Annotated in this window: 25 protein-coding genes and 2 tRNA genes; 8 read left to right on the top strand and 19 right to left on the bottom strand. The window is 60.6% G+C overall.

Annotation, left to right across the window (positions count from 1 at the left end; all coding sequences use genetic code 11):
* Positions 1-26 precede the first annotated feature (26 nt).
* Genes rbsD through OIU19_RS16835 form a run of 6 tightly spaced genes read right to left on the bottom strand, consistent with a single transcriptional unit; the run spans position 27 to position 5,898 of the window.
* The gene (gene rbsD, locus OIU19_RS16860) at positions 27-431 is read right to left on the bottom strand and encodes a D-ribose pyranase (RefSeq protein WP_264235962.1); all 405 of its coding nucleotides are present in this window, start codon (positions 429-431) and stop codon (positions 27-29) included.
* Positions 428-1,336, bottom strand: a complete 909-nt coding sequence (gene rbsK / locus OIU19_RS16855) for a ribokinase (protein WP_264235961.1) — start codon at positions 1,334-1,336, stop codon at positions 428-430. Before rbsK ends, rbsD begins: the two co-directional genes overlap by 4 nt.
* A gap of 9 nt (positions 1,337-1,345) precedes the next feature.
* Positions 1,346-2,374, bottom strand: a complete 1,029-nt coding sequence (locus tag OIU19_RS16850; RefSeq protein WP_264235960.1) for a LacI family DNA-binding transcriptional regulator — start codon at positions 2,372-2,374, stop codon at positions 1,346-1,348.
* Positions 2,375-2,378: 4 nt separating this feature from the next.
* Positions 2,379-3,374 (bottom strand): ABC transporter permease, encoded by a 996-nt coding sequence (locus OIU19_RS16845; protein WP_264235959.1) that lies wholly within the window; start codon positions 3,372-3,374, stop codon positions 2,379-2,381.
* Positions 3,371-4,924: a sugar ABC transporter ATP-binding protein gene (locus tag OIU19_RS16840; protein ID WP_264235958.1), complete on the bottom strand. Its 1,554-nt coding sequence runs from the start codon at positions 4,922-4,924 to the stop codon at positions 3,371-3,373. Before OIU19_RS16840 ends, OIU19_RS16845 begins: the two co-directional genes overlap by 4 nt.
* Positions 4,925-4,944: 20 nt before the next feature.
* The gene (locus OIU19_RS16835; protein WP_264235957.1) at positions 4,945-5,898 is read right to left on the bottom strand and encodes a sugar ABC transporter substrate-binding protein; all 954 of its coding nucleotides are present in this window, start codon (positions 5,896-5,898) and stop codon (positions 4,945-4,947) included.
* Positions 5,899-6,294: 396 nt separating this feature from the next.
* Here OIU19_RS16835 and OIU19_RS16830 point away from each other — a divergent pair, with 396 nt between their 5' ends.
* From OIU19_RS16830 to OIU19_RS16820, 3 genes are all read left to right on the top strand, one after another.
* Complete coding sequence (locus OIU19_RS16830) at positions 6,295-7,383, top strand: asparaginase (RefSeq protein WP_264235956.1); 1,089 nt, start codon at positions 6,295-6,297, stop codon at positions 7,381-7,383.
* A 226-nt stretch (positions 7,384-7,609) separates the two neighbouring features.
* Positions 7,610-7,852 (top strand): DUF1654 domain-containing protein, encoded by a 243-nt coding sequence (locus OIU19_RS16825; protein ID WP_264235955.1) that lies wholly within the window; start codon positions 7,610-7,612, stop codon positions 7,850-7,852.
* Positions 7,853-7,858: 6 nt separating this feature from the next.
* Positions 7,859-8,551 carry an endonuclease I family protein gene (locus tag OIU19_RS16820; protein ID WP_264235954.1) on the top strand — a complete coding sequence of 231 codons (693 nt, stop codon included), beginning with the start codon at positions 7,859-7,861 and terminating at the stop codon, positions 8,549-8,551.
* A gap of 3 nt (positions 8,552-8,554) precedes the next feature.
* Here the strand turns inward: OIU19_RS16820 and OIU19_RS16815 are convergent, their stop codons facing one another.
* The 4 genes from OIU19_RS16815 to OIU19_RS16800 form a co-directional block, all read right to left on the bottom strand.
* Positions 8,555-8,980 carry a GTP pyrophosphokinase gene (locus OIU19_RS16815; RefSeq protein ID WP_264235953.1) on the bottom strand — a complete coding sequence of 142 codons (426 nt, stop codon included), beginning with the start codon at positions 8,978-8,980 and terminating at the stop codon, positions 8,555-8,557.
* A gap of 212 nt (positions 8,981-9,192) precedes the next feature.
* Positions 9,193-9,762, bottom strand: coding sequence for an SPOR domain-containing protein (locus tag OIU19_RS16810; RefSeq protein WP_186556136.1), 570 nt, complete (start codon positions 9,760-9,762; stop codon positions 9,193-9,195).
* A 137-nt stretch (positions 9,763-9,899) separates the two neighbouring features.
* Positions 9,900-9,976 (bottom strand) — tRNA-Val (locus OIU19_RS16805).
* A gap of 194 nt (positions 9,977-10,170) precedes the next feature.
* A tRNA-Val gene (locus OIU19_RS16800) sits at positions 10,171-10,247 on the bottom strand.
* A 199-nt stretch (positions 10,248-10,446) separates the two neighbouring features.
* On the opposite strand from OIU19_RS16800, the gene OIU19_RS16795 reads away from it, so the two are divergent.
* On the top strand, positions 10,447-11,730 hold the full coding sequence (locus tag OIU19_RS16795; RefSeq protein ID WP_264235952.1) for an FAD-binding oxidoreductase: 1,284 nt from the start codon (positions 10,447-10,449) through the stop codon (positions 11,728-11,730).
* A gap of 97 nt (positions 11,731-11,827) precedes the next feature.
* On the opposite strand, the gene OIU19_RS16790 is transcribed toward OIU19_RS16795, so the two are convergent.
* A complete protein-coding gene (locus OIU19_RS16790) occupies positions 11,828-12,571 on the bottom strand; it encodes a PA2778 family cysteine peptidase (protein WP_264235951.1) in 744 nt (247 codons plus the stop codon).
* Between the two features lie 156 nt (positions 12,572-12,727).
* Between OIU19_RS16790 and OIU19_RS16785 the strand changes: the two genes are divergently transcribed.
* Positions 12,728-12,904 (top strand): hypothetical protein, encoded by a 177-nt coding sequence (locus OIU19_RS16785; protein ID WP_264235950.1) that lies wholly within the window; start codon positions 12,728-12,730, stop codon positions 12,902-12,904.
* An 87-nt stretch (positions 12,905-12,991) separates the two neighbouring features.
* Here the strand turns inward: OIU19_RS16785 and OIU19_RS16780 are convergent, their stop codons facing one another.
* On the bottom strand, positions 12,992-13,744 hold the full coding sequence (locus OIU19_RS16780) for a TerC family protein (protein WP_186556710.1): 753 nt from the start codon (positions 13,742-13,744) through the stop codon (positions 12,992-12,994).
* A gap of 27 nt (positions 13,745-13,771) precedes the next feature.
* A complete protein-coding gene (locus OIU19_RS16775; protein WP_186556711.1) occupies positions 13,772-14,014 on the bottom strand; it encodes a hypothetical protein in 243 nt (80 codons plus the stop codon).
* A gap of 135 nt (positions 14,015-14,149) precedes the next feature.
* Between OIU19_RS16775 and nhaR the strand changes: the two genes are divergently transcribed.
* The 3 genes from nhaR to OIU19_RS16760 all read left to right on the top strand — a co-directional run bounded on the left by nhaR (position 14,150) and on the right by OIU19_RS16760 (position 17,085).
* Positions 14,150-15,043 carry a transcriptional activator NhaR gene (gene nhaR / locus OIU19_RS16770; protein WP_186556712.1) on the top strand — a complete coding sequence of 298 codons (894 nt, stop codon included), beginning with the start codon at positions 14,150-14,152 and terminating at the stop codon, positions 15,041-15,043.
* 117 nt (positions 15,044-15,160) lie between these two features.
* Positions 15,161-16,372, top strand: coding sequence for a serine/threonine transporter SstT (gene sstT / locus OIU19_RS16765; protein ID WP_264235949.1), 1,212 nt, complete (start codon positions 15,161-15,163; stop codon positions 16,370-16,372).
* 65 nt (positions 16,373-16,437) lie between these two features.
* A complete protein-coding gene (locus OIU19_RS16760; RefSeq protein WP_264235948.1) occupies positions 16,438-17,085 on the top strand; it encodes a YceH family protein in 648 nt (215 codons plus the stop codon).
* Between the two features lies 1 nt (position 17,086).
* Here the strand turns inward: OIU19_RS16760 and OIU19_RS16755 are convergent, their stop codons facing one another.
* From OIU19_RS16755 to OIU19_RS16730, 6 genes are all read right to left on the bottom strand, one after another.
* Positions 17,087-17,278 carry a hypothetical protein gene (locus OIU19_RS16755; RefSeq protein WP_264235947.1) on the bottom strand — a complete coding sequence of 64 codons (192 nt, stop codon included), beginning with the start codon at positions 17,276-17,278 and terminating at the stop codon, positions 17,087-17,089.
* A 206-nt stretch (positions 17,279-17,484) separates the two neighbouring features.
* A complete protein-coding gene (gene ahpF, locus OIU19_RS16750; RefSeq protein WP_264235946.1) occupies positions 17,485-19,047 on the bottom strand; it encodes an alkyl hydroperoxide reductase subunit F in 1,563 nt (520 codons plus the stop codon).
* 124 nt (positions 19,048-19,171) lie between these two features.
* Positions 19,172-19,735 carry an alkyl hydroperoxide reductase subunit C gene (gene ahpC / locus OIU19_RS16745; protein ID WP_264235945.1) on the bottom strand — a complete coding sequence of 188 codons (564 nt, stop codon included), beginning with the start codon at positions 19,733-19,735 and terminating at the stop codon, positions 19,172-19,174.
* 158 nt (positions 19,736-19,893) lie between these two features.
* Complete coding sequence (locus OIU19_RS16740) at positions 19,894-22,296, bottom strand: fimbria/pilus outer membrane usher protein (RefSeq protein ID WP_264235943.1); 2,403 nt, start codon at positions 22,294-22,296, stop codon at positions 19,894-19,896.
* A gap of 94 nt (positions 22,297-22,390) precedes the next feature.
* Complete coding sequence (locus OIU19_RS16735) at positions 22,391-23,125, bottom strand: molecular chaperone (RefSeq protein WP_264235942.1); 735 nt, start codon at positions 23,123-23,125, stop codon at positions 22,391-22,393.
* Positions 23,126-23,181: 56 nt separating this feature from the next.
* On the bottom strand, positions 23,182-23,706 hold the full coding sequence (locus OIU19_RS16730) for a fimbrial protein (RefSeq protein ID WP_264235941.1): 525 nt from the start codon (positions 23,704-23,706) through the stop codon (positions 23,182-23,184).
* Positions 23,707-23,721 lie beyond the last annotated feature (15 nt).

Below are 23,721 nucleotides of genomic sequence, written 5' to 3'. Positions count from 1 at the left end.
ATGAATGGAAGACTTGCGCCCTGAACTTAAAAGGTAACGCCAGCGATTAGGGCAATGTTGCTATAGGGCTGGCATTCTCCCGTGCGCACGATAGCCTTGGCCTGCCTGCTCAGATCCTTGAACTGGCTGTGGTGCAGACGTTCACGCCCGCCGAGCACGCCTTGCGCATGGAGCTGTTGGATCTCCGCCAGGGCCGGCGGCGAAACCTGAAACAGCTCTTCGGCGAGCACGTGTCGCTCGACCTGCATCTCGCTCAGCACCGCGCGCAGGACACTGGCCAAATCAGGAATCCCAGGGGTCAGGGCCAAGTCGATCAGTTCGACACCCGCTGGCACTGGCAGCCCCGCGTCACCAATAATCACCACATCGCCGTGCCCCAAACCGGCAATGGTGCGGGACAAGGCGATATTGAGCAGCGCGGTTTTCTTCACGACTGCAACTCCCTGGCGTAAGGAATCGACGGCTGGGCACCCGCTCGGGTGACCGACAACGCCGCGGCGCGCTGACCGAAAGCAATCGCCTCACCCTCCTCCATCCCTTGCGACAACCCTGCCGCAAAACCACCAATGAAGGTATCCCCGGCCGCAGTGGTGTCCAGCGGTTCGACGGGCGGCGCCGGGAAGTGCTGGCTGCCGTCGGCATTGACGAACAAGGCACCTTGAGCGCCGAGGGTGACGATCACTTTGCCTGCCCCCAGCTTCAGCAACTGCTCAGCGGCGCGACGGGCGCTATCCTGGTCCGTCACGGGCAGGCCAGTCAGGGCCTCGGCCTCGCTTTCATTGGGGGTGAGGTAATCAATATGGGCAAACCACTGCGCCGGCAGCGGCCCGCTAGCCGGCGCAGGATTGAGAATGACCGTCTTGCCCAGCTCGCGGGCGCGAGCCAGGGTCCAACCTACCGTCGGCAGCGGCACCTCAAGCTGACAGATGACGATCTCGGCAGCCTGCAACAAGGCGTCGAAACGCTGCACCGCCTCAGGGCTGAGGAGCCCATTGCCGCCGGGAATGATGACAATGGCGTTTTGGCTCGAGGCATCCACCACGATCAACGCCACCCCACTGGACACGCCGTCGCACACGCTCACAGCCTGGCAGTCAACACCTTCGACCTGTAGCGCCTGGCGCAACTGCTGGCCATAGGCGTCATCGCCGACGTTGCCGATCATCGCTACGCTGCCGCCCAGGCGTGCCACCGCCACCGCCTGATTGGCCCCCTTGCCTCCCGGAACAGTGAAGAAACTGTCGCCGGCCAGCGTCTCACCACCGCGCGGCAAACGCGTGGCGCGGGCCACCAGGTCCATGTTGAGGCTGCCGACCACTACTACCTTGGCATCCATGGCAATTCCTTAACGGTAATCATTGAACAAGTCCGGGCGCGGCCCGGTGGACTCACGCATGACGATGCGCGGCGCGACGATCCGCTGCTCGGCTTGCGCCGCCTCGCGCCGGGGCGTAGCGATCCGCGAGAGCAGCAGCTCGGCCGCGCTTTCACCCAGCTCTCGGATCGATTGGCCAACGGTGGTCAGCGGCGGATAGACGTAACGGCTAAGCTCGATATCGTCGAAGCCGATCACCGACAACTCACCGGGCACATTGATATTGCGCTCGGCCGCTGCGCGCAGCACGCCAAAGCCGATCATGTCGTTGCCCGCGAAAATCGCCGTGGGGCGCGGGCCGTCGAGCAAGCGCGCGGCGGCCGCATGCCCCCCGGGGCTGGTGAAGTCGCAGTGCAGCACACGGTCTGCAGCGATCGGCGCATCGGCCTCAGCCATCGCCCGACGGTAACCGGCCAGACGCAACTGGCTGACGCCGGTCTCGGCAGGCCCCCCGATACAGGCGATATCGCGATGGCCCAATTCCAATAAATGGCGCGTGGCGAGATAGGCGCCCTGCTCGTGGTCGATGCGCACCAGATCAGCATCCACCCCCTCCAACGCACGGTCGACGATGACCATCGGAGTGCGCACCCCAGACAGGCTCTGCAGCAGATCGCTGTCCTCGCCCACCGACGCCACCACCAAGCCATCGATGCGTTTTTCCAGCAACACCCGCAGGTAGCTGCGTTGCTTCTGCGGGTTGTCGTCGGAGTTACACAGAATCACGCAATAGCCATTGCGTTCGCAGCCATCCTCGATACCCCGGGCCAATTCGGCAAAGTACGGGTTGACGCTGTTAGGCACGAGCAAGCCAATGGTGGCGGTGCTACGGGCTTTCAGCGAGCGGGCGACGGCACTGGGCACGTAATCCAGCTCGACGATAGCCGCCTCGACTTTCAGACGCACCTGCTCGCTGACTGGACGGGTCTTGTTCAGTACATGCGACACGGTGGTGTAGGAGATACCCGCCAGTGCCGCGACATCTTTGATGGTTGCCATGGGTTCAGTTCCGCCGGCTCGCGCGCCGGCTGCGGTAAGTGTCGAGTACCACGGCGATGACGATGACCGCCCCGGTGATGATGCGTTTGGTAGGTTCCGAAGCGCCAATCTGCGCAAGGCCTGCGGCCAGCACGGAGATGATCAACACGCCGAAGAAGGTGCTGATGACCGAGCCACGCCCGCCCATCAGACTGGTGCCGCCGATCACCACGGCGGCGATCACCTGCAGCTCGAGGCCAGAACCCGCATTGGGATCGGCCGCCTCCAGGCGCGATATCTGAAACAGCGCAGCCAGGCCAGCCAGCAGGCCCATCAGGGTGAAGACCAGGATCTTGTATGGCCGCGGGTCGATGCCTGCCAGGCGCACGGCTTCTTCATTGGTGCCAATGCCGATCAGGTAGCGACCGAACACTGTGCGGGTCAGCACCAGCTGGGCAACGATGATCACCACCAAGGCGATGATGAACGCCGGCGCAATGCCAAAGGCGATGGGGTTGGAGAACCAGGCGAATGCGTCACCGATGTAAGCGGTACGCGAATCGGTGAACTGGTAGGCCAAGCCACGCGCCATCTCCAGTACGCCAAGCGAGACGATGAATGACGGGATGCGCCACGCTACGGTGATACTGCCAGTGACGCTACCGGCCATGGCCGCCACTGCCATGCCCAGCAACGCCGCAGGCAGTACACTCCAGCCCCAGCCGAGGATCGCCACGCTCACCGCCGAGGCCGCCAGGGCCAATACCGAGCCCACCGACAAATCGATACCGCCAATGATCAGTACGAACGTCATCCCTACTGCCAGCACCATCAGGTCGGGTATCTGGTTGGCCAAGGTACTGAAGGTCGCGTAGGACAAGAAATGGCTGCTCAACAGCGAGAACAGCACGATCATTGCCAACAAGGCGCCAGCCAGCCCAAGGTAGGTGCCCAGGCCAAAGTAGGTACCACTACGGCGCGCGGGAACGGCACCGGAGTTTTGCAGGGGGGTGGTCTTCATGCGTCCATCCTGGGGGCTGCGTCGTGCAGCAGTGCGTCACGTTTCTGGTAGCCGGCAAATGCGGCGGCAAGCAGCTGGTCCTGGCTCCAGGCATCGCGCTCGAAGGTCTCGATAAGACGGCCAGCGGACAGCACAGCGATGCGATCACAGATCAGCATCAGCTCGCGCAAGTCGCTGGACACCACCACCAACGCCTTGCCTTGGCGGGCCAACTCGGCGAGCAAGCCATAGATGTCGAACTTGGCGCCGACGTCGATGCCGCGGGTCGGCTCATCGAACAGCAACACTTGGCAGTCGCGCTCCAGCCAGCGGCCAATCACCACCTTCTGCTGATTGCCGCCCGACAACTCGCCAACGACCTGGGCAGGGCTGGCACTGCGGATGCGCATGGCGTTGATCTGGCGTTCAGCCAGCGTCCTTTCAGCGGCGCCATCGAGCACCCCAGCGCGGGACACCGCGCCCAAGTTGCCCAAGGCGATATTGGCGCTGATCGACTGGGTCAGCAGCAGGCCTTCGCCCTTACGGTCTTCGGTGATCAAGGCAATGCCCGCGCGCACCGCAGCCTTGGGCGAATCAATGGTCACAGGCGCCGGCGGCAGGCCCAAGGCAACGCTGCCGCTGTCGGCACGGTCAGCGCCATAGATCAGCCGCAGCAGCTCGGTGCGTCCGGCGCCAATCAGGCCGGAAATACCGAAGATCTCCCCTGCCCTCACCTCGAACGACACTTCGCGGACCTTGTCACCGCGGCTGAGCTTGTCGACCTTGAGCAACGGCGCACCGATGTCGCGGCGCCCCAGGTCGATATGCTCGCCCAGTTCACGGCCAACCATCAGGTTGACCAGTTCGGCGCTGCTATATCGTTGGATCGGCTCGACACACACCAGCTTGCCATCGCGCAATACGGCGATGCGCTGGGCCACCCGCTGCAGCTCTTCCAGGCGGTGGGAGATATAGACGATGGCCACCCCGCGCTGGCGCAGACGCTCGATTTGCGTGAACAGCAGCTCCACCTCGCGAGCGGTGAGCATCGCAGTCGGCTCATCGAAAATCAGCACATGGCAGTCGCCGATCAGATTACGAGCGATTTCAACCATTTGTTGATGACCGATGCCCAGCTCGCCGACCGGCGTATCCGGATCGATCGCCTCCAGGCCGACTTGAGCCATGGCGGCGCCAGCCAACTGGCGCAGTCGCTTGTGACTGATCCAACCAAAACGGCTGGGCAGATTATCGAGAAACAGGTTCTCAGCCACGGTCAGGGTCGGCAGCAAATTGAGCTCCTGCATGACCATGCGCACACCGAGACCCTCGGCCTCGCTACGGCTACCTGGAGCGTAAGCCTGGCCGCGGTAGGTCATGTGTCCGGTGCTGGGGGTCTCCAGGCCGCTGATCAGCTTGGACAGGGTGCTTTTGCCGGCGCCGTTCTCGCCGGTCAGCGCCAACACTTCGCCGGCGCGCAAGCTCAGGGCAACGTCGCCAAGTACCGGCTGGGCGTAACTCTTGCCCAGGCCGCTGACAGAGAGCACCGTTTCATAGGCCGATGCAGACATGGCCGTATCTCCTGCTGGGCTCAAGGCTTGGTGATCAGTTCGACCGGCGTCTGGATGACGTTATCGGCATCCACTTCAGGCTTTTCGCCCTTGATCAACTGCAGCGCCGCCTGAATGCCGTAGACCGCTTGTTTCTTGGCATCCTGGTCGAGGGTGGCGAGCACGCGGCCATCCTTGAGCATCGGCTTGATGGCATTGATGTTGTCGTAGCCAACCACCTGCACTTGCCCAGTCTTGCCAGCGGCACGTACCGCAGACACCGCGCCCAGAGCCATGCTGTCGTTACCCGCCAGCAGCGCCTTGAGTTCAGGGTATTCGTTGAGCATGGCGGCGGCCACGGCATTGCCCTTGTCGATCTCCCAGTTGCCCGACTGCACCGAGACAACCTTCATCTGCGCAGCGTCCATGGCATCTTTGAAGCCGGCGGTGCGCTGCTGGGCGTTGGTGGTGGTCGGTACGCCCTCGATGATGCCGACCTGATCACCCGCCTTAAGCTTCTCTTTGGCCAGGTAATCCCCGACCAGGCGCGCGCCCTTGCGGTTGTCGGGGCCAACGAATGGCACGCTGAGGTTCTTGCTCTTGAGCACCTCGGGGTCGAGGCGGTTGTCGATATTGACCACGGTGATGCCCGCATCCATGGCCCTCTTGATCACCGGTACCAGGGCTTTGGAGTCCGCCGGAGCAATCACCAGGGCGTTGGCACCGGTTGCGATCATCTGCTCGACGATGCGGATCTGGTTGCCGGTATCGGACTCGTCCTTGATGCCGTTGGCCACCAGGTCGAAGTCGTTGGGGTGCTGTTTCTGGTAGTCCTTGGCGCCGTCTTCCATGGTGCGGAAGAACTCGTTGGCCAGCGACTTCATCACCAGGGCGACTTTAGGTTTGTCTTCAGCCTGAACCGAGAAAGGCGCTGCCAAGGACAGCGTGGAGACGACAGCGAGGGTCAACAGACGAGCGGAAAACGGCAGTTTCATGGAAGATGACTCCGAATCTTGTGTTTTTTATCGGATCGCAAACGTTTGCGGTGAATAACTATGGAAACAAGACCCGCGTTTGTCAAATCCCTCTGCCGTAGTGTCGCCTGGCCATGAGCGTGGAGAATATCCGGAAAATACACGGAAAACCGAACATCTTTTCCTACGCTTGTTCGGGAAGCCGAACGACAGTAGCTGCTGCCTGGTTTTTGCTGCTCAAAACATCGGCCGTAGACTTCGCACACACCTCTGCCCTCCCCTGTACCTGAGGGGGGCGAATTGACCGAGAAGCAATTGCTGCTGGCTCACCAGGATGAACGCCGCTATCTGGTACGAAAACTGCCTTCAAAGCTGTGCGACTCATAAATCTCATTAGGAAGAGAGAGAACAATAACGATGAAAACCGCACTGAAATCCTTCGCCCCTGGGGCACTCGCCCTACTGATGATTCTGCCCACCGCCGTCTCGGCCAAAGAAGCCGAGCAACAACAGAAACTGGCCAATGTGGTGATCCTCGCCACCGGCGGAACCATCGCTGGCGCCGGTGCCAGCGCTGCCAACAGCGCCACCTACCAGGCCGCCAAGCTTGGGGTCGACAAGTTGATTGCCGGGGTGCCTGAACTGGCGCAACTGGCCAATGTGCGTGGCGAGCAGGTGATGCAGATTGCCTCCGAGAGCATCAGCAATGAAGACCTGCTCAAGCTCGGCAAGCGTGTTGCAGAGCTGGCCGAAAGCAATGATGTCGACGGCATCGTCATCACTCACGGCACCGACACCCTGGAAGAGACTGCCTACTTCCTCAACCTGGTGGAAAAGACCGATAAGCCGATCGTAGTAGTTGGCTCGATGCGCCCAGGCACCGCCATGTCCGCTGACGGCATGCTCAATCTGTACAACGCGGTCGCCGTGGCCAGCAACAAAGATTCGCGTGGCAAAGGCGTACTGGTGACCATGAACGATGAAATCCAGTCGGGCCGCGATGTGAGCAAGATGGTCAACATCAAGACCGAAGCATTCAAGAGCGCCTGGGGGCCGCTGGGCATGGTGGTCGAGGGCAAGTCGTACTGGTTCCGCCTGCCAGCCAAGCGCCATACGGTCAATTCCGAGTTCGACATCAAACAGATCAGCAGCCTGCCCGCAGTGGACATCGCCTATGGCTACGGCAACGTGACCGATACCGCCTACAAGGCATTGGCACAAAATGGCGCCAAGGCACTGATCCACGCCGGCACCGGTAATGGCTCGGTGTCGTCGCGGGTAGTCCCTGCCCTGCAAGAGCTGCGTAAGAATGGCGTGCAGATCATTCGCTCTTCACACGTCAATGCTGGCGGTTTTGTCCTGCGCAACGCAGAACAGCCCGATGACAAGAATGACTGGGTGGTCGCCCATGACCTGAATCCGCAGAAGGCGCGGATCCTGGCCATGGTCGCGATGACCAAGACCCAGGACAGTAAAGAGCTGCAGCGGATTTTCTGGGAATACTGATAGGCGCGTAAGTGGGGGTCGCAATGTGAACCATTGCGACCCTATCGCGCGGGCAAGTCCGCCCCAAGAGCAATAAGCTTAATCTTCTTTTGAGTAAGCAAAATATCGTATCGCTCGGAACGAAACCCTCTACCACGGTCTTATAGGCTTTTTGACTTACATGCTGTTGCGAAATAACCTACAGTGAAATACTGTATACGCATACAGCAAAACAAGGAAAAGCCCAATGGCCAGTACCTCTCAAGCCATCCCTACGCCCTATCAGCTGCTCGGGGAGCGCATTCAGAAGATCATCAACAGCCCTACTGCCCAGCGCAGCCGCGCCGCACTGATTTTCCGCCTTGAACATGAACTGCCCGAAGACTGGGCAACCCTGCTCGATGAGATCGCCGAGAACGACAACGTCACCCTCGCTCACCGCGATGACGGCGGCGTGCAAATCTTCTGGACCGTGCCGAAGGAAGATTGATCGCACATGAGAGTTTCACTTTTCGCCGCCGCTTGCCTGCTGTTTACCACCCCCTTTGCCCACGCCGACGCCCCGCGCACCTTCCAGGAAGCCAAGAAGGTCGCGTGGCGGCTGTATGCGCCGCAATCCACCGAGTTCTATTGCGGCTGCAAGTACAACGGCAACAAGGTTGACCTGGCATCCTGCGGTTACCAGCCACGCAAGAATGCCCAGCGCGCCTCCCGCATTGAATGGGAGCACATCGTTCCAGCCTGGCAGATTGGCCATCAACGCCAGTGCTGGCAAGACGGCGGGCGTAAGAATTGCTCGCGCAATGACACCGTGTACAAACGCGCAGAAGCTGACCTGCACAACTTGGTGCCCAGTATTGGCGAGGTTAATGGCGACCGCAGCAACTACAGTTTCGGCTGGCTACCTGAGCAGCATGGGCAATATGGCAGCTGCCTGACCCAGGTGGACTTCAAGGCCAAGAAAGTCATGCCGCGGCCTTCGATCCGCGGGATGATCGCGCGCACCTACTTCTACATGAGCAAACAGTACAACTTGCGCCTGTCCAAACAGGACCGGCAACTGTTCGAAGCCTGGAACAAGACCTACCCGCCGCAAACCTGGGAGCTGCAACGCAACCAGCAGGTGGCCTGCGTGATGGGGCGCGGCAACGAGTTTGTCGGCCCGGTGAACCTCAAGGCCTGCAGCTGAAGCTCAAGCCAGCGTCTGCAAGTAGGCGCTGGCCTCCCGATAACGGGTCAACCTGGCCAGGTCAGCAGGCCCCGGACAGGCAATGCGGGTGAGATCGCTATTGTCGGCAAGGTCGGCCAACTTGACCTCTCTGGCCAATGGATCATCACCCAGACGCACCACGAATGCCTCGTAGCTCTCACCCCTGCGCCGACTCAGCGACAGCAGCGCCGCGAGAATCTTCAGTGGAAAGCCTTCGCGTGCTAGATCGGCAACGGTCAGTTGGGTGTCCTCCAACACGTCGTGAAGCACGGCAACAATGCGCTGCTCAGGCGTGGACACCCGCATCATCACCCGTAATGGGTGAAGGATATACGCCGCGCCACCCTTGTCATACTGCCCTTCATGCGCTCTGGCGGCCACAACGATGGCCCGCTCCAGTGTAGACATGAGGCCCCTCCCTGCTCTGCGCCTTCAGGGGCAAGCATAGCTGGGACGGGCGTTGCAGGACAGCCCGCACATGGCAAGCGTAGGCTCTATCGCAGATGTGGGCCTCATCGCGGGGCAAGCCCGCACCCACAGACTCACCCCAAACGAAAGGTTGGCGCGATCGGTGGGGGAGCGGGTTTGCCCCGCGAAAGAGTCCGGAAAACCAATGAAGCTCAGCGCTGGACGCCGTGCTGAATAACGATCGAATCAGTACCCTGCCGCGCCATGACATCGGCCTTGCGCGCCTCAGCCTCTTCTTTGGTCGGGAAAGGCCCCATCAATACCACCGGTTTGCCATCTCGGTATTCGACCGAAGAGGGGATGCCCTTTTCGATCAGGCGCGCAGTCATGTCGCTCAAGGCGCCCATATTGGCCCCCTGGATCACTTCCACATCCCAGCCTTCAGGCGCCGGCTGATCTGCCACTGCCTCGGCACGCCGCTGCAAGTCGGCACCGCCGCAGATCTCACGAATGCGCAGATTATTGCCGGTGTCATCGACGATAATTTCGTACTGGCCATCGTGCTTGATCGCCACGTAGCTGCGATAGGCCTCAAACTTGCCCGCGTCGTCTTTGCCGCGGAACTGACCACAGATGGAGCCCTGGGTGTCGAAGCGCACGTTGGCGAACTTGGCGGTCTTGGGGTTGCTCAGGTGCTCGGCTACCTTTTTATGCACGCCATCAACTTCGTTGTTACAGCCCGCCAGGGCCAGCACTGCCATTACCACTGCCAGTTTGCGCACGCGTGTATCTCCAGATTCGAAGGGGCGCAGTCTAGCATGACGCCCCTCTCTCGCCGATGGGCAGGCTGCCGCAGGTGTTTCCAGCCGGAATGTGAAATGCAAAAAGGGCGATCCTTTCGGATCGCCCTCTTCTGATTTGGTAGGCACAATTGGACTCGAACCAACGACCCCCACCATGTCAAGGTGGTGCTCTAACCAACTGAGCTATGTGCCTGTCGTGTGGGGCGCATATTACGAGTGATACACCAAGCTGTAAAGCGTTTTTTTCAGAAAAATCAAAAACTTTGCCATTTGCAGCAACCAAGCCTAGGGCAGCGAGCCTGCCCGCGAAAGCGCCGCAGCCACGAGGCAAAAGCCACCCGCCGAAATGCAAAAAGGGCGATCCTTTCGGATCGCCCTTCTTCGATTTGGTAGGCACAATTGGACTCGAACCAACGACCCCCACCATGTCAAGGTGGTGCTCTAACCAACTGAGCTATGTGCCTGTCGTGGGGCGCATTCTACGCATTGCAGATGAGCTGTCAACACTTTTTTCACGCTAACCCGCTGAATCTTAAACGTTATTGCTCATGCCTAAAGAAGCGCTGCTCGTAAAGGATTTTCACCATACGACTAGCGGGTGTTTATTATTATTGATAGCATCGGTACATTCGTTAAAAATATAAAACACGAGGTTTCTCGAGCATGGCCAATACCCCCTACCCCCAGTCCTACTACGCCGCCTCGGCTAACCCGGTGCCGCCACGTCCGGCGCTGCAGGGTGAGGTGGAGACGGATATCTGCGTAATCGGCGCCGGCTACACCGGTCTTTCCAGCGCATTGTTCCTGCTTGAAAACGGCTTCAAAGTGACCATCGTCGAAGCGGCCAAAGTTGGCTTCGGCGCATCGGGCCGCAACGGCGGTCAGATCGTCAACAGCTACAGCCGTGATATCGACGTCATCGAACGCACCGTCGGCCCCAAGCAAGCCGAACTGCTGGGCGCGATGGCCTTTGAAGGCGGGCGCATCATCCGTGAGCGCGTGGCCAAGTACAACATCCAGTGCGACCTCAAAGATGGCGGTGTATTCGCTGCACTGACCAGCAAGCAGATGGGCCACCTGGAATCGCAAAAGCGCCTGTGGGAACGCTACGGCCACACCCAACTAGAGCTGATGGACCAAAAACGCATCCGCGAAGTGGTCGCTTGCGATAGCTATGTCGGCGGCATGCTGGACATGAGCGGCGGCCATATCCACCCGCTCAATCTGGCGCTGGGCGAAGCGGCAGCGGTCGAATCGCTCGGTGGCGTGATCTACGAGCAGACGCCAGCCGTGCGCATCGAGCGCGGCGCCAATCCAGTGGTTCATACACCGCAGGGAAAAGTCCGTGCCAAGTTCATCATCGTTGCGGGCAACGCTTACCTGGGCAACCTGGTCCCTGAGCTGGCCTCCAAGTCGATGCCGTGCGGCACCCAGGTCATCACCACCGAGCCACTGGGCGATGAGCTGGCGCGCACGCTGCTGCCACAAGACTACTGCGTCGAAGACTGCAACTACCTGCTCGACTACTACCGCCTGACGGGCGACAAGCGTTTGATCTTCGGTGGTGGCGTGGTCTACGGCGCGCGCGACCCGGCCAACATCGAGGCGATCATCCGGCCGAAGATGCTCAAGGCCTTCCCGCAGCTCAAAGATGTGAAGATCGACTTCGCCTGGACCGGTAACTTCCTGCTGACCTTGTCGCGCCTGCCGCAAGTTGGTCGCATCGGCGACAACATCTATTACTCGCAGGGCTGCTCGGGTCACGGCGTGACCTACACCCACTTGGCGGGCAAAGTGCTGGCTGAGGCCTTGCGTGGCCAGGCAGAGCGTTTCGATGCCTTCGCCGGCCTGCCGCACTACCCGTTCCCGGGTGGCCAGCTGCTGCGGGTTCCGTTCAGCGCCATGGGTGCCTGGTACTACAGCCTGCGCGATCGCCTAGGCTTCTGATAGAGGTACGGGGGCTTTAAGCGCCTCATCGCGGCACGAGCCCGCTCCTACAGGGACGATAGCGTCTTGGTAGGAGTGGGCTTTTTTATGTCTCGAGTTACTGGCCGATACTGCCAATGGCCTGCTTGGCGGCAGTTTCCTGGCCTGCGCGGGCCAGTTCGTCCGCGGCCTTCAGCCAGCGCTGGCGATCTACTTGGGCTGGCAATTGCAGTGGCGATTGCACGAGCACCGCCCAACTCCCTGCACTCTCCCACGCCGCGGCAAAGTCGTCGAACGCCATCAGCTGGCGCCGATGCATGCCCGAGCGCAGCAGCACCCGTTGCTTGTAACTGTCATAACCGACCAACACGGCGTAACGCGGCTCGCTCCACCAGGCAGAGCCTTCCTGATAGCGCAGCAAGACTGGATTACCAGCGGCCACCTGGGTCAGCAAGGCATCCAGGCGCGGGTCCAAGGGGTAGACCAACATGCCGTAGTCACGCGCAGCAGCAGGAATGGTCGTCTGCAGCGAGTCAACGCCTTGTGGCAAGTTCAGGGGCTTATCGAGCAGGCCCGGGGTAATGCGCACGCCCTGCTGGGACAAAGCCATTGCCAGGGCCATGGCGCCACTGTGGTTGGCATTGCCACGAAAGAACGGCACGCTGCTGATCTCGACCCGCTGTGGCAGGCCCTTGGATGCAGGCGCAGGGCCGCCCGCGCAACCAGCCAGGCTGGCGACCAGCAGACACGCAGCGAGGATATGACGCGGCAGGCTGCCCGACGACTTGAGGGGTTGTTGCAACATGGACACTCGCTTGTCTGGATGCCAGGCAGGCAGCGCCCGGCCGTGGGCACAGATCATAGATTGCAGACGCGCATGGGTATAGTCCGACACCGGCTTGGAACAAATCGACCCAAGGGATAGACCTTTGGTCAATGGAACGTCACGGGGGGCGAGCTAGACTAAAGCAGTGTCTGGAGGGCGAGCCTGGGGCTTGCCTGAGAGAAGGAGGCACACATGAGCCTGACAATGGCAATTCTTATGCTGGTGGGTATGTGGATCAGTGTCGCTGCCGCCATGCTCTGGGGTGTACTGCGCATCGTGCGTCGGCACTCGCACCATCACCTGCCGCCGCAGGTCCAATCCAAGCAGCAGTCTGTGCGCCGCGCTCGACGGCATGCTGGGGCGCATTAAGCCTGCCCCCTAACTGCGGTTGCTCTTAAAAGACTTGGGGCCGCTTTGCGGCCCCAATACTGAATGCAACCTGCAGCCAACTGTTGCTTAACCTTCAGCCGCCTCACGCTTCAACCGCGCCCGACGAGCGAAGATGTTGAGCATCTCGATCACGGTCGAGAAGGCCATCGCTGCATACACATAGCCCTTCGGTACATGCGCACCGAAACCTTCGGCGATCAGGGTCATACCGATCATGATCAAAAAGCCCAAGGCCAGCATGACTACGGTCGGGTTGTCGTTGATGAAGTTGGCCAGCGGGTCGGCCGCAACCATCATCACGATCACGGCAGCGATCACGGCAATGATCATGATCGGCAAGTGCTCGGTCATGCCCACCGCGGTGATGATGCTATCGACCGAGAACACGATGTCCAACAGCAGGATCTGGAAGATCGCTGCCGCAAAGCCCAGGGTGACGGTGCTGGAAACCTTGGCCTCTTCCTTGGCGCCATGCGGGTCGACGCTTTCGTGGATTTCTTTGGTCGCCTTCCACAGCAGGAACAGACCACCGGCAATCAGGATCATGTCCTTCCAGGAGAAGGCATTACCGAACAGTTCGATCACAGGATCGGTCAACTGGACGATCCAAGCGACGGTGCTGAGCAGCGCCAGGCGCATGATCAAGGCCATGCTGATACCGATACGGCGAGCCTTGGAGCGATATTCCACCGGCAGCTTGTTGGTCAGGATCGAGATGAAGATCAGGTTGTCGATACCCAGTACGACTTCCATCGCCACCAGAGTGGCCAGGGCAACCCAGGCGGTCGGGCTTGCGGCGAGTTCCAGCAAATATTCCATGAATCAATCCTGTTTGGGGTCTGTAAATCAGATGTCCTGGGTCTTGTCTTGCTCAGCGGCTGGCTTGGACGACTTCTCGCCCTCGCCGCCGATGGCGTCATTCAAAGCCTGCTGGGCGGCTTTATTAGTGTCGTCGATCGCCTGCTTGGCCGATTCGGCGGCCTGATCGAGCATCTGCTGGGCAGATTTTTCCGCCTGGTCGCAGCCTGCCATGGTGAACAGCGCCAAAGCCAGCACCAATGGGGTGCCAATGGATTTCAGTTGTAGCATGGGTTCCTCACTTGTCATGTCCGGGCGGCACGCACGATGCCTGATGGGAAGGCATTCTAGTGAAATGGAAACATCCGGAAAATTCGTTTTTTTAGCGGTTATACTTCGGCTATTCCGAATAATGGTAATCCCGAGATGCTTAACTACAGGCAGTTGCATTATTTCTGGGTGGTCGCCCGCACAGGCAGCATTGCCCGCGCCAGCGAGCAATTGAACCTCACCCCGCAGACCATCAGCGGGCAGATCAGCCTGTTCGAGCAGACCCACGGCCTGGAGCTGTTCCAGCGAGTGGGTCGGCAGCTTGAGCTGACCGAAACCGGGCGCCAGGCCTTGGTGTACGCCGAGCAGATGTTTCAGATTGGCGGGGAGCTGGAGGCCATGCTGCGCGCCGGGCCGCAGGAGCAGATCTTGTTCCGGGTCGGGGTGGCTGACGTGGTGCCCAAGTCGATCGTCTATCGACTGCTGGCGCCGACCATGGAGCTTGAAGGCGTGCTGCGCATCAATTGCCGGGAAGACAAGCTCGAGCGTTTGCTGGCGGACCTGGCCATTCAGCGCCTGGACCTAGTGATTTCCGACAGTCCGATGCCGAGCCACCTGGATATCAAGGGCTATAGCCAGAAGCTCGGCGAATGTGGCTTGAGCTTCTTCGCCACCCCTGCCCTGGCCGAACGCCACCACCAGCCCTTCCCCGCCTGCCTCAACGATGCGCCGTTGCTGATCCCTGGCCAGGAAACCGTGGTGCGTAGCCGGCTGCTGCGTTGGTTATCCGAGCAACATGTGCAACCGCGGATCATTGGCGAATTCGACGACAGTGCCTTGATGCAGGCGTTCGGCCAATCTGGCAGCGGCATTTTCGTCGCCCCCAGCGTGATTGCCGAGGAGGTCTGCCGCCAGTATGGGGTAGTGCTGATTGGCCAGACCGAGGCAGTGAACGAGTCGTTCTATGCGATCTCGGTGGAGCGCAAGGTCAAGCATCCGGGGATCGTGGCCATTACCGAGGGCGCGCGGCGGGAGCTGTTCAATTGGTGATGGCCAGGGCGTTTACCAGCGGTCCGGCGCAGCGATTACCGGCGCAGAGGCCCAAACCAGCCGACAAAGGTCTATGGTAAAGTCGCGCCCGTCCAAGTCCCTGAGATCGTGCTGCACATGTCCCCCGTCCTTCGTCTGCTCAACCGTACCAGCCTGGTGACCCAGATCGTCATCGGCCTGGTCGCCGGCATTGCCCTGGCCCTGCTCGCCCCTGCCGTGGCGCGTGATATGGCGTTTCTGGGCAAGGTATTCGTCAGCGCCCTCAAAGCGGTGGCGCCAGTGTTGGTGTTCATCCTGGTCATGGCGTCGATCGCCAACCATCGTCACGGTCAGGAAACCCACATCCGCCCTATTCTGTGGCTGTACCTGCTGGGCACTTTCGCCGCTGCCGTTGTCGCAGTAGTGGCCAGCATGCTGTTCCCCTCCTCCTTGGTGTTGAGCGCCAGCGAGGCAGCGCTGAGTGCCCCTGGGGGCATCACCGAGGTGATGCAAAACCTGCTGCTCAGCGCCGTAGACAACCCCATCAGCGCCTTGATGAACGCCAATTTCATCGGCGTGCTGACCTGGGCCATCGGCCTGGGCATTGCCCTGCGCAATGCCGGCGAAACTACCCGCACCGTGGTCGATGACCTGTCCAACGGGGTAACCCTGATCGTGCGCGTCGTGATCCGCTTCGCGCCGCTGGGGATCTTCGGCCTGGTCGCCTCGACCCTGGCCCAGTCCGGCCTGCAAGCGCTGCTTGGCTACTTGCACCTGCTGGCGGTACTGATTGGCTGCATGCTGTTCGTGGCGCTGGTGATGAACCCGCTGATCGTGTTCTGGAAGATCCGCCGCAACCCTTACCCACTGGTACTGCTGTGTCTGCGCGAAAGCGGTATCACCGCATTCTTTACCCGTAGCTCAGCGGCCAACATCCCAGTCAACCTGGCACTGTCGCACAAGCTCGGCCTGCACGAGGATACCTATTCGGTGTCGATCCCCCTGGGTGCGACCATCAACATGGCCGGCGCGGCAATCACCATCACCGTGCTGACCCTGGCGGCAGTGCACACCTTGGGTATCGCAATCGACCTGCCGACCGCCGTGCTGCTCAGCGTTGTCGCTGCGGTGTGCGCATGCGGCGCCTCGGGTGTGGCAGGTGGGTCGCTGCTGCTGATTCCACTGGCCTGCAGCCTGTTCGGCATCCCCAGCGAGATTGCCATGCAGGTGGTGGCAGTCGGCTTCATCATCGGCGTGCTGCAAGACTCGGCGGAAACAGCCCTGAACTCTTCCACCGACGTCATCTTCACCGCCGCAGCCTGCGAAGCCCAGGCGCGTCGCGGCGCCTGAGGCTGCTTGTCTTTACCCTGCCAGGCCCCTAGTCTAGGGGCCTTTCCTCGCAACGAGACAGGGCCATGTCAGAACAGCAAAACGCCAGCGAAGGCCGCTTCACCAGCACCGAAATCCGCATTCTTGGCTCGCTGATCGAAAAGCAGGCCACCAGCCCTGAAAGTTACCCCTTGACCCTCAATGCCCTGGTCCTGGCCTGTAACCAGAAAACCAGCCGTGAGCCGGTCATGAACCTCTCTCCAGGCCAGGTCGGCCAGGCACTGCGCGCACTCGAAGGGCAAGGTTTTGCCCGCCTGCAGATGGGCAGCCGTGCCGATCGCTGGGAGCAGCGTGTGGACAAGGCGCTGGAGCTGGTGCCGGCGCAGTTGGTGTTGATGGGCCTGATGTTCCTGCGCGGGCCACAAACCATTAATGAGCTGCTGACACGCAGCAATCGTCTGCATGAATTCGAGGATGGCGATCAAGTTCAGCATCAGCTGGAGCGCTTGATTTCCCGTGAGCTGGCGGTGCATTTGCCACGTCAGGCAGGGCAGCGTGAAGACCGCTACACCCATGCCCTGGGTGACCCGGCGGAAATCGAGGCCATTCTGGCTGCGCGCCAACAAAGTGCTGGCGAGAGAAGCCCGGCAGCGGGCGTCTCGCAAGAGCGCATTGAAGCACTTGAGGCACGCATCGCTGCGCTGGAAGAGCGCCTGGCGCTGCTCGAAGGCTGATTCAGGGCGGTGCGGGATCGGGGAAGTTGCGACAGCTCTTGCGCTCGGCCAGCTCCTGATCGCTGGGGCGCTGGTCGACAAAGATCGTGCTACCGTCGGCGTAGATTTCCAGATAGCCCCAGTGCAGGTCCTGCTCGTTCTGCCCAGGCTGGGGTGGCTTTAGCCACCAGGGTTCGCGGCTGATCAAACGCATCAGAAGCCTCTTTGGCAGGTGTCTGTCTTTACTATAGACACCCCACCTGGAACGCCTCTGTACGAACGATGATCATCAGGTGTCAGTCCGAGCTTATCGCGGGGCAAGTCGGCGTGGGAGCGGGCTTGCCCCGCGATGAGGGCGGGGCTGACTGGCGCAAAAAAACGCCGCCCAAGCAGGCGGCGTTTCTCATTCAGCTAGCGCAGTCAAGCTGGCGCAGAGGTCCGGATCAGGTGATCGAAGGCCGACAACGATGCCTTGGCTCCCTCGCCCACCGCGATCACGATCTGTTTGTACGGCACCGTGGTCACATCACCTGCGGCGAACACGCCCGGGATGTTGGTCTGGCCCTTGGCGTCGACAATGATCTCACCGCGCGGCGACAACTCGACCGTGCCCTTGAGCCAATCGGTGTTAGGCAGCAGGCCGATTTGCACAAAGATGCCTTCCAGCGCCAGGTCGTGCTGCTGGTCGTTGGTGCGGTCCTTGTAGCGCAGACCGTTGACCTTCTCGCCATCACCGAGCACTTCAGTCGTCAGTGCGCTGGTGATCACCTTTACGTTGGGCAGACTGTACAGCTTGCGTTGCAAGACAGCGTCTGCGCGCAGTTGGCTGTCGAACTCGATCAGGGTTACCTGGGCTACGATACCCGCCAGGTCGATGGCCGCCTCCACCCCCGAGTTACCGCCCCCGATCACTGCCACGCGCTTGCCTTTGAATAGCGGGCCGTCACAGTGCGGGCAGTAGGCCACGCCACGGGCGCGGTATTGCTGCTCACCGGGCACGTTCATTTCGCGCCAGCGGGCGCCCGTGGCCAGGATCACGGTCTTGGTCTTGAGCGACGCACCGCCAGCCAGACGCACTTCATGCAGGCCGCCATCGCTGGCCGGGATCAGCGCTTCGCCGCGTTGCAAGTTCATGATGTCGACGTCGTACTGCTTGACGTGTTCTTCCAGCGCCGAAGCCAGTTTCGGCCCTTCGGTTTCCTGAACCGAAATGAAGTTCTCGATGGCCATGGTGTCGAGCACCTGACCGCCGAAGCGCTCAGCGGCAACACCGGTGCGGATACCTTTACGCGCGGCGTAGATCGCCGCTGCGGCGCCAGCCGGGCCACCGCCGACCACCAGCACGTCGAAAGCGTCCTTGGCGTTGATCTTCTCGGCCTGGCGAGCACCGGAGGTGGTGTCGATCTTGCCAAGAATCTCTTCCAGGCCCATCCGGCCCTGGCCGAACACCTCGCCGTTGAGGTAGATGCTCGGCACGGCCATGACCTTGCGCGCCTCGACCTCTTCCTGGAACAGGGCACCGTCGATGGCCACATGGCGCACGTTAGGGTTGAGCACGGCCATCAGGTTCAGCGCCTGGACCACGTCCGGGCAGTTCTGACACGACAGCGAGAAGTAAGTCTCGAAGGTGAACTCACCCTCCAGCCCCTGGATCTGCTCGATCACTTCAGCACTGGCCTTGGACGGATGGCCGCCGACTTGCAGCAGCGCCAGTACCAGCGAGGTGAACTCGTGGCCCATAGGGATGCCGGCGAAACGCAGGCTAATGTCCGCACCAGGGCGATTGAGCGAGAACGATGGACGACGGGCGTCGGTGCCATCCTTGCTCAAGGTAATCAGGTTCGACAGGCCGGCGATTTCCACCAGCAGGTCGTGCAATTCGCGGGACTTCGCGCCGTCGTCGAGGGAGGCAACGATCTCGATCGGCTGGGTGACCCGCTCCAGGTAGGTTTTCAGTTGCGATTTAAGCGTGGCGTCCAACATACGGGCGATTCCTTGTTCAAACGTGTAAATAAAAACGCCCAGGCGAGGTCGCCCGGGCGTTTTTTACGGGGCGGTGACAACTTAGAAGTGGCGGTTGCTCACCGCCCGCAGCCGGGGCATGACGTTAGATCTTGCCAACCAGGTCCAGCGATGGCGCCAGGGTAGCTTCACCTTCTTTCCACTTGGCAGGGCAGACTTCGCCTGGGTGGGCGGCAACGTACTGGGCAGCCTTGACCTTGCGCAGCAGTTCGCTGGCGTCGCGGCCTACACCACCGTCGTTGATTTCGACGATCTTGATCTGGCCTTCTGGGTTGATCACGAAGGTAGCGCGATCGGCCAGGCCGGCTTCTTCGATCAGCACGTCGAAGTTGCGCGAGATGACGTGGGTCGGGTCACCAATCAGCGGGTACTTGATCTTGCCGATGGTTTCCGAGGTGTCGTGCCACGCTTTGTGGGTGAAGTGGGTGTCAGTGGACACGCCGTAGATTTCCACGCCCAGCTTCTGGAACTCAGCGTAGTTGTCGGCCAGGTCGCCCAGCTCGGTTGGGCAGACAAAGGTAAAGTCGGCCGGGTAGAAGAACACGACAGACCACTTGCCTTGCAGATCGGCTTCGCTCACCTGAACGAATTCGCCGTTGTGGAAGGCAGTAGCGTTGAACGGTTTGACCTGGCTGTTGATGATAGGCATGAGATGCGCTCCTTCATGGGGTTTGAAATGGGTTGACGCAGAGAATCCTAACCGCGCACTCCGATAAAGGCTCATTGGCAAACCTGATGCTGCTGATTGGTTTTGGCTATAAAGCTGGGTTACCGATAGATTGTTTGATTCCTAGGCTACCGGCAGACCTAAGACCCGCCCCGAACACTCGGCGTACAAATGATCGCGGACTGCTCTTGCTCAGTCCTCGGTTCGGATGCGATCCAGCACTGTTCACCCTCAGTATCGCCCCACACCACCTGCCATTTAGGCTGATCGCTAGCACTACGTACATACAACTGGCTACCCTGCCCAACCAATCCCAGCTCCAGGCCTTGCTCATCAAAGACCTGTGCGCCAAACGGCAGCGCTGTGCCATCGTTCAGTCGAGCCTCGATCACCTGCAGACTGCCAACACGCGTCGGATAATGCAGCAGCGTGGCGGCGCCGGCCCGCGGCGCCACCGACTGGCCAGTGAGTTGCAGTTCAACATCCTGAGCGGTGCCCTTAGGGTCGAGTTCCACGCTATTGAGTTGGTAAGGCGCGAGCGACGGTAGCACGGCGTATCCGCGTTGATCGAGGCGAACCTGTGGATGCTGGCGGATACCCGCGCCGGCGGCGCCAGGCGCCTGCACGATGGCGAAGCTATCGCCCAACGGCGGTGCGGCAATTACCCCTCCCCCATGGGCGACCAACGCGCCTTGCGCCCCCACCGCCGCCTGGCGATAGCCACTGCGGTTGACCAGCGAGCCACTGATTTGACCGCCAGCGCCACTGTGGCGCAAAGTGGCATCCAACCCTGCATCGTTGCGCACGCCCTGCTGCTGGGCCACTGCCAGTCCATACCCCCATTGTCCCTGCTCGCCATCGACAGCGCTCCAGCGCAGGTTGGAGGTACTACGCCCCAGCGAATCGACATTGACACTACTACTGAGTGTCGAGCGTCGGCGCTCTCCAAATGGCACACTGGCGTTGAACGTATAGTTCGTGAAGGCTTGTCCCAAGGCGCCCTGCTCACGATTGATATTGAGCCCATAGGTCAACGCGCCGAGGTAGTTGCTGTAGCCCAGGTTGTAGCCCATCCTGCGCCCACCCCCAGACCAATTAAGCCGGTCGCTGGTGGTGAAGCTCAAGCGCCCGGTCTTGTCGCCCAAGTGCTGATGCACGCTCAACTGCAGGCGTCTTCGCAGCGGCCTTGCGCGGCCTCTGCGACTTCCGTTGGCGAACTCATCGAAACTGTAGTGATCCGCGCTGGTGCTTTGGGTAAGGGTGGCGCCGAGGTCCGTTCCCGCCCGTGACAGGCGATGACGCCAACTCAGGCGCATGGCATGGCCTCTGCCACTCTGCCCTGAGGATAACGTGGTCCGGCTGTGGTAATGGGTCAAGCCAAAGGCGCCGACACCGCTATTGATTGCGGCCCCCATAGCGCTGGCAAGATAATCCTCAGCGAGCCAGGCGCCGCCGTGCACGCTGAAGCGATTGTCCACGCCCTGTTGCCAGCTACCTTGAATAAAGCCTGGACCGGTCCGCCCTGAATCGTTGCGCCAGACGCCACTGCTAAATTCGAACCGGCTGGCGCCAGGCCGCAAGGCTAGAGGCGCTACCTGATTTGGCAGAAAAAACGTGCGCACGCTGCCATCGGCCTGGCGCAAGCTCACCTCGAGCTCTTCGCTCAGACCACTGGCATGCAGGTCATCGATCTCGAAGGGGCCTGGCGCGACCGTAGACTCATGCAGCAGTACGCCCCGCTGACGAACAGTTAATAAAGCGGTGCTGCTTGCCACTCCTTTTACCGTCGGCGCAAAGCCTCGCAGCTCCTGCGCCAGCATGCGCTCATCAGTGCCCAGCAGTACCCCGCGAAATGCGCTACCGGGGAACACACCCGCATTGCTGTAGCCATCACCTAGGGTAATCTGCGCCGACCAGGTCGGGACGTCGGTTCTGACTGAAGTAGCACCCGCTTGATAGCGGGTCGCACGGCTATTTGAAGCCTGCCAACTGCCATCGTGACGCCAATACCAGTCACCCGTATTCACCCCAGCGCGCACCCCCAGAAAGCTCTGTTGCAAATTGCTGCGCTGTTGCCGGTCCTGACGTTGATAGTGGCTGAAAGTGTAATTGATGAAGCCCGCGCTGACTCCACTGTCCCATTGATCAGGGGGTAGATAGCCGTTTGGCTGCCGGCGCAAAGCGTCCTGCGCGATCTGTAGATCCAGACCCTGATTGCCCAGGTCCAGCGTTTCACTGGCAACTACACCGAGCCTGTCAAGGGCAACGCACGCGTCTCTGCCTGCCAACGCCTCGCGGACGCTATCACCAAACCGCTGCACATCCAGCCCTAAGCTGTGCAGCAGCGTTTCACTGTAACAAGCCGCGCTCTCTACGGCTCCCGGTGGAATCTTGAGCACCACGACGTGGCGCCCCTTCCACTGTTGGTTCAGAGTGATATCGAGGCTGAAGCTGCCTTGCGGCGCTTGAGCGCCCTGTTCAAAGCGACGCAAGTCAGCCGACGAACCCTGGCGTAACAGGGCGGCGTCGAATTCGACAGCCACTGCTACAGCACCACCAAGTGCGCTAAGCGATCCAACAAGCACTTGGCCACAGGGGCTAAGGAACCGGCCCTTGCCAGGGCTGAAGCACCCCACCTCACTGCTCCCATTGCGCCACAGAAACCGCAGGTGCGTCACGCACCGCACCATAGTCATCAATGACCGCATAACGCAGCTCAATGGCGGCAGGCCGCTCGCGTGCCTCTAGCGCAAAGCGAACGCTCGAGAAAGGCGGGACATGAGTAGGCACAAGGCTGACTACCTGCTCACCCAGGGTTATCTCCACCCTTGCCAGATTGACGAAAAAAGGCCCGGAATTGTCTGCCTGCATCGCCCAGGCGGGGCCATCACGCACCACTCGCCAGGTGACTGCTCTATGTCCATCAGTAGCGTTGCCCGCCAGGCCCTGCGGGCGATACAGCAGCTTGATCCGGGAACGCAGAGAAAACTGCAGAAAATTGCCCGCCCCCTTGGGAGGCACCTCCAGAACATTGAGCCAGTACAGGCTTTCCCGATCCCCTGGCATCACATCGCCCGTGTGGAACAGTCTGAGACTTTGCGCCTTGCCGGGGTCAAGACGAAACAGCGGCGGCGCCAGCCTGAACGGTACGCGCAGTTGCTCGAGAGGGACCTCAGGGCGGCCATCATCGACCCAGGACTGGATCAATGATGGGTGACTGCCAACATTGTTCATCTTCACGGTGACTTCACGCTGTTCAGCGGGAAAGATGAGGCGCGTAGCGCCGATGACCACACCGGCGTCGGTCTGCATGGAAAGCAAACAGCCAGCCAGCAGCGCTCCACGCCTGAATACGCTGAGAAAACGTTCCATGAACTTTCACTTGAATACGCAGGAAAATGCAGCCGCATGCGAGCTGCGCGAAGTACTCAGAGGTAGTCGAGGGAGTACTGGACGTTGGAGCTTACTGGGCCTGGCGTGGCATTTCCGGTTGAGTAGTAGCGTACGAAGAAGGCCAAGTTGGCTCGTCCGTCTTGCACACCTATGCGTTGCACATTCTGAGAACCTTTCGCGGCGGCAAGGTCCATTGGCTGCTGTTGGTTATTGAGCAACTGCAGCTGAACATTCTCAGCGCCACCTTCTGCGACATTAAGGCGTCCCTCCGGGCTTATGTTCTGGCCCTCGAAGTACACAGAAATCTCACTCAACCCAGGTGGGCAGTTTTCCACTTCGAGCCTGAACAGTATTGGCCCAGCAACACTCCCTGCCCTGCGCAGCTCGCTGGTATCGATGACAGGAAGCTGAACTTGTGGGTTTCCGTTCTCGTTGCTGACGGCGCAAGTCGATGAGCGCAACTCACCCTGGAAGTTAATCTGACCACGATCAGCCGACACTTGCCCTGCCCAGACCAGCAAACTGCTCGCTACAAAGAATACCTTCGACAAAGTGTGCATGTTCGCTTTCCTCTC

Origin of the sequence: Pseudomonas sp. BT-42-2 (assembly GCF_025847435.2) — a bacterium.
In the GTDB taxonomy this organism is placed as follows: Bacteria; Pseudomonadota; Gammaproteobacteria; order Pseudomonadales; family Pseudomonadaceae; genus Aquipseudomonas; species Aquipseudomonas urmiensis.
The sequence above is the reverse complement of the archived record's forward strand: the minus strand, read 5'-3'. Positions and strand labels throughout refer to the sequence as shown.

Excerpts from the sequence above, each read along its gene's own strand:
- rbsK (WP_264235961.1), bottom strand. The coding sequence starts at position 1,336 with ATGGATGCCAAGGTAGTAGTGGTCGGCAGCCTCAACATGGACCTGGTG.
- OIU19_RS16850 (WP_264235960.1), bottom strand. The coding sequence starts at position 2,374 with ATGGCAACCATCAAAGATGTCGCGGCACTGGCGGGTATCTCCTACACC.
- OIU19_RS16845 (WP_264235959.1), bottom strand. The coding sequence starts at position 3,374 with ATGAAGACCACCCCCCTGCAAAACTCCGGTGCCGTTCCCGCGCGCCGT.
- OIU19_RS16840 (WP_264235958.1), bottom strand. The coding sequence starts at position 4,924 with ATGTCTGCATCGGCCTATGAAACGGTGCTCTCTGTCAGCGGCCTGGGC.
- OIU19_RS16835 (WP_264235957.1), bottom strand. The coding sequence starts at position 5,898 with ATGAAACTGCCGTTTTCCGCTCGTCTGTTGACCCTCGCTGTCGTCTCC.
- OIU19_RS16830 (WP_264235956.1), top strand. The coding sequence starts at position 6,295 with ATGAAAACCGCACTGAAATCCTTCGCCCCTGGGGCACTCGCCCTACTG.
- OIU19_RS16825 (WP_264235955.1), top strand. The coding sequence starts at position 7,610 with ATGGCCAGTACCTCTCAAGCCATCCCTACGCCCTATCAGCTGCTCGGG.
- OIU19_RS16820 (WP_264235954.1), top strand. The coding sequence starts at position 7,859 with ATGAGAGTTTCACTTTTCGCCGCCGCTTGCCTGCTGTTTACCACCCCC.
- OIU19_RS16815 (WP_264235953.1), bottom strand. The coding sequence starts at position 8,980 with ATGTCTACACTGGAGCGGGCCATCGTTGTGGCCGCCAGAGCGCATGAA.
- OIU19_RS16795 (WP_264235952.1), top strand. The coding sequence starts at position 10,447 with ATGGCCAATACCCCCTACCCCCAGTCCTACTACGCCGCCTCGGCTAAC.
- OIU19_RS16790 (WP_264235951.1), bottom strand. The coding sequence starts at position 12,571 with ATGATCTGTGCCCACGGCCGGGCGCTGCCTGCCTGGCATCCAGACAAG.
- OIU19_RS16785 (WP_264235950.1), top strand. The coding sequence starts at position 12,728 with ATGAGCCTGACAATGGCAATTCTTATGCTGGTGGGTATGTGGATCAGT.
- OIU19_RS16780 (WP_186556710.1), bottom strand. The coding sequence starts at position 13,744 with ATGGAATATTTGCTGGAACTCGCCGCAAGCCCGACCGCCTGGGTTGCC.
- OIU19_RS16775 (WP_186556711.1), bottom strand. The coding sequence starts at position 14,014 with ATGCTACAACTGAAATCCATTGGCACCCCATTGGTGCTGGCTTTGGCG.
- nhaR (WP_186556712.1), top strand. The coding sequence starts at position 14,150 with ATGCTTAACTACAGGCAGTTGCATTATTTCTGGGTGGTCGCCCGCACA.
- sstT (WP_264235949.1), top strand. The coding sequence starts at position 15,161 with ATGTCCCCCGTCCTTCGTCTGCTCAACCGTACCAGCCTGGTGACCCAG.
- OIU19_RS16760 (WP_264235948.1), top strand. The coding sequence starts at position 16,438 with ATGTCAGAACAGCAAAACGCCAGCGAAGGCCGCTTCACCAGCACCGAA.
- OIU19_RS16755 (WP_264235947.1), bottom strand. The coding sequence starts at position 17,278 with ATGCGTTTGATCAGCCGCGAACCCTGGTGGCTAAAGCCACCCCAGCCT.
- ahpF (WP_264235946.1), bottom strand. The coding sequence starts at position 19,047 with ATGTTGGACGCCACGCTTAAATCGCAACTGAAAACCTACCTGGAGCGG.
- ahpC (WP_264235945.1), bottom strand. The coding sequence starts at position 19,735 with ATGCCTATCATCAACAGCCAGGTCAAACCGTTCAACGCTACTGCCTTC.
- OIU19_RS16735 (WP_264235942.1), bottom strand. The coding sequence starts at position 23,125 with ATGGAACGTTTTCTCAGCGTATTCAGGCGTGGAGCGCTGCTGGCTGGC.
- OIU19_RS16730 (WP_264235941.1), bottom strand. The coding sequence starts at position 23,706 with ATGCACACTTTGTCGAAGGTATTCTTTGTAGCGAGCAGTTTGCTGGTC.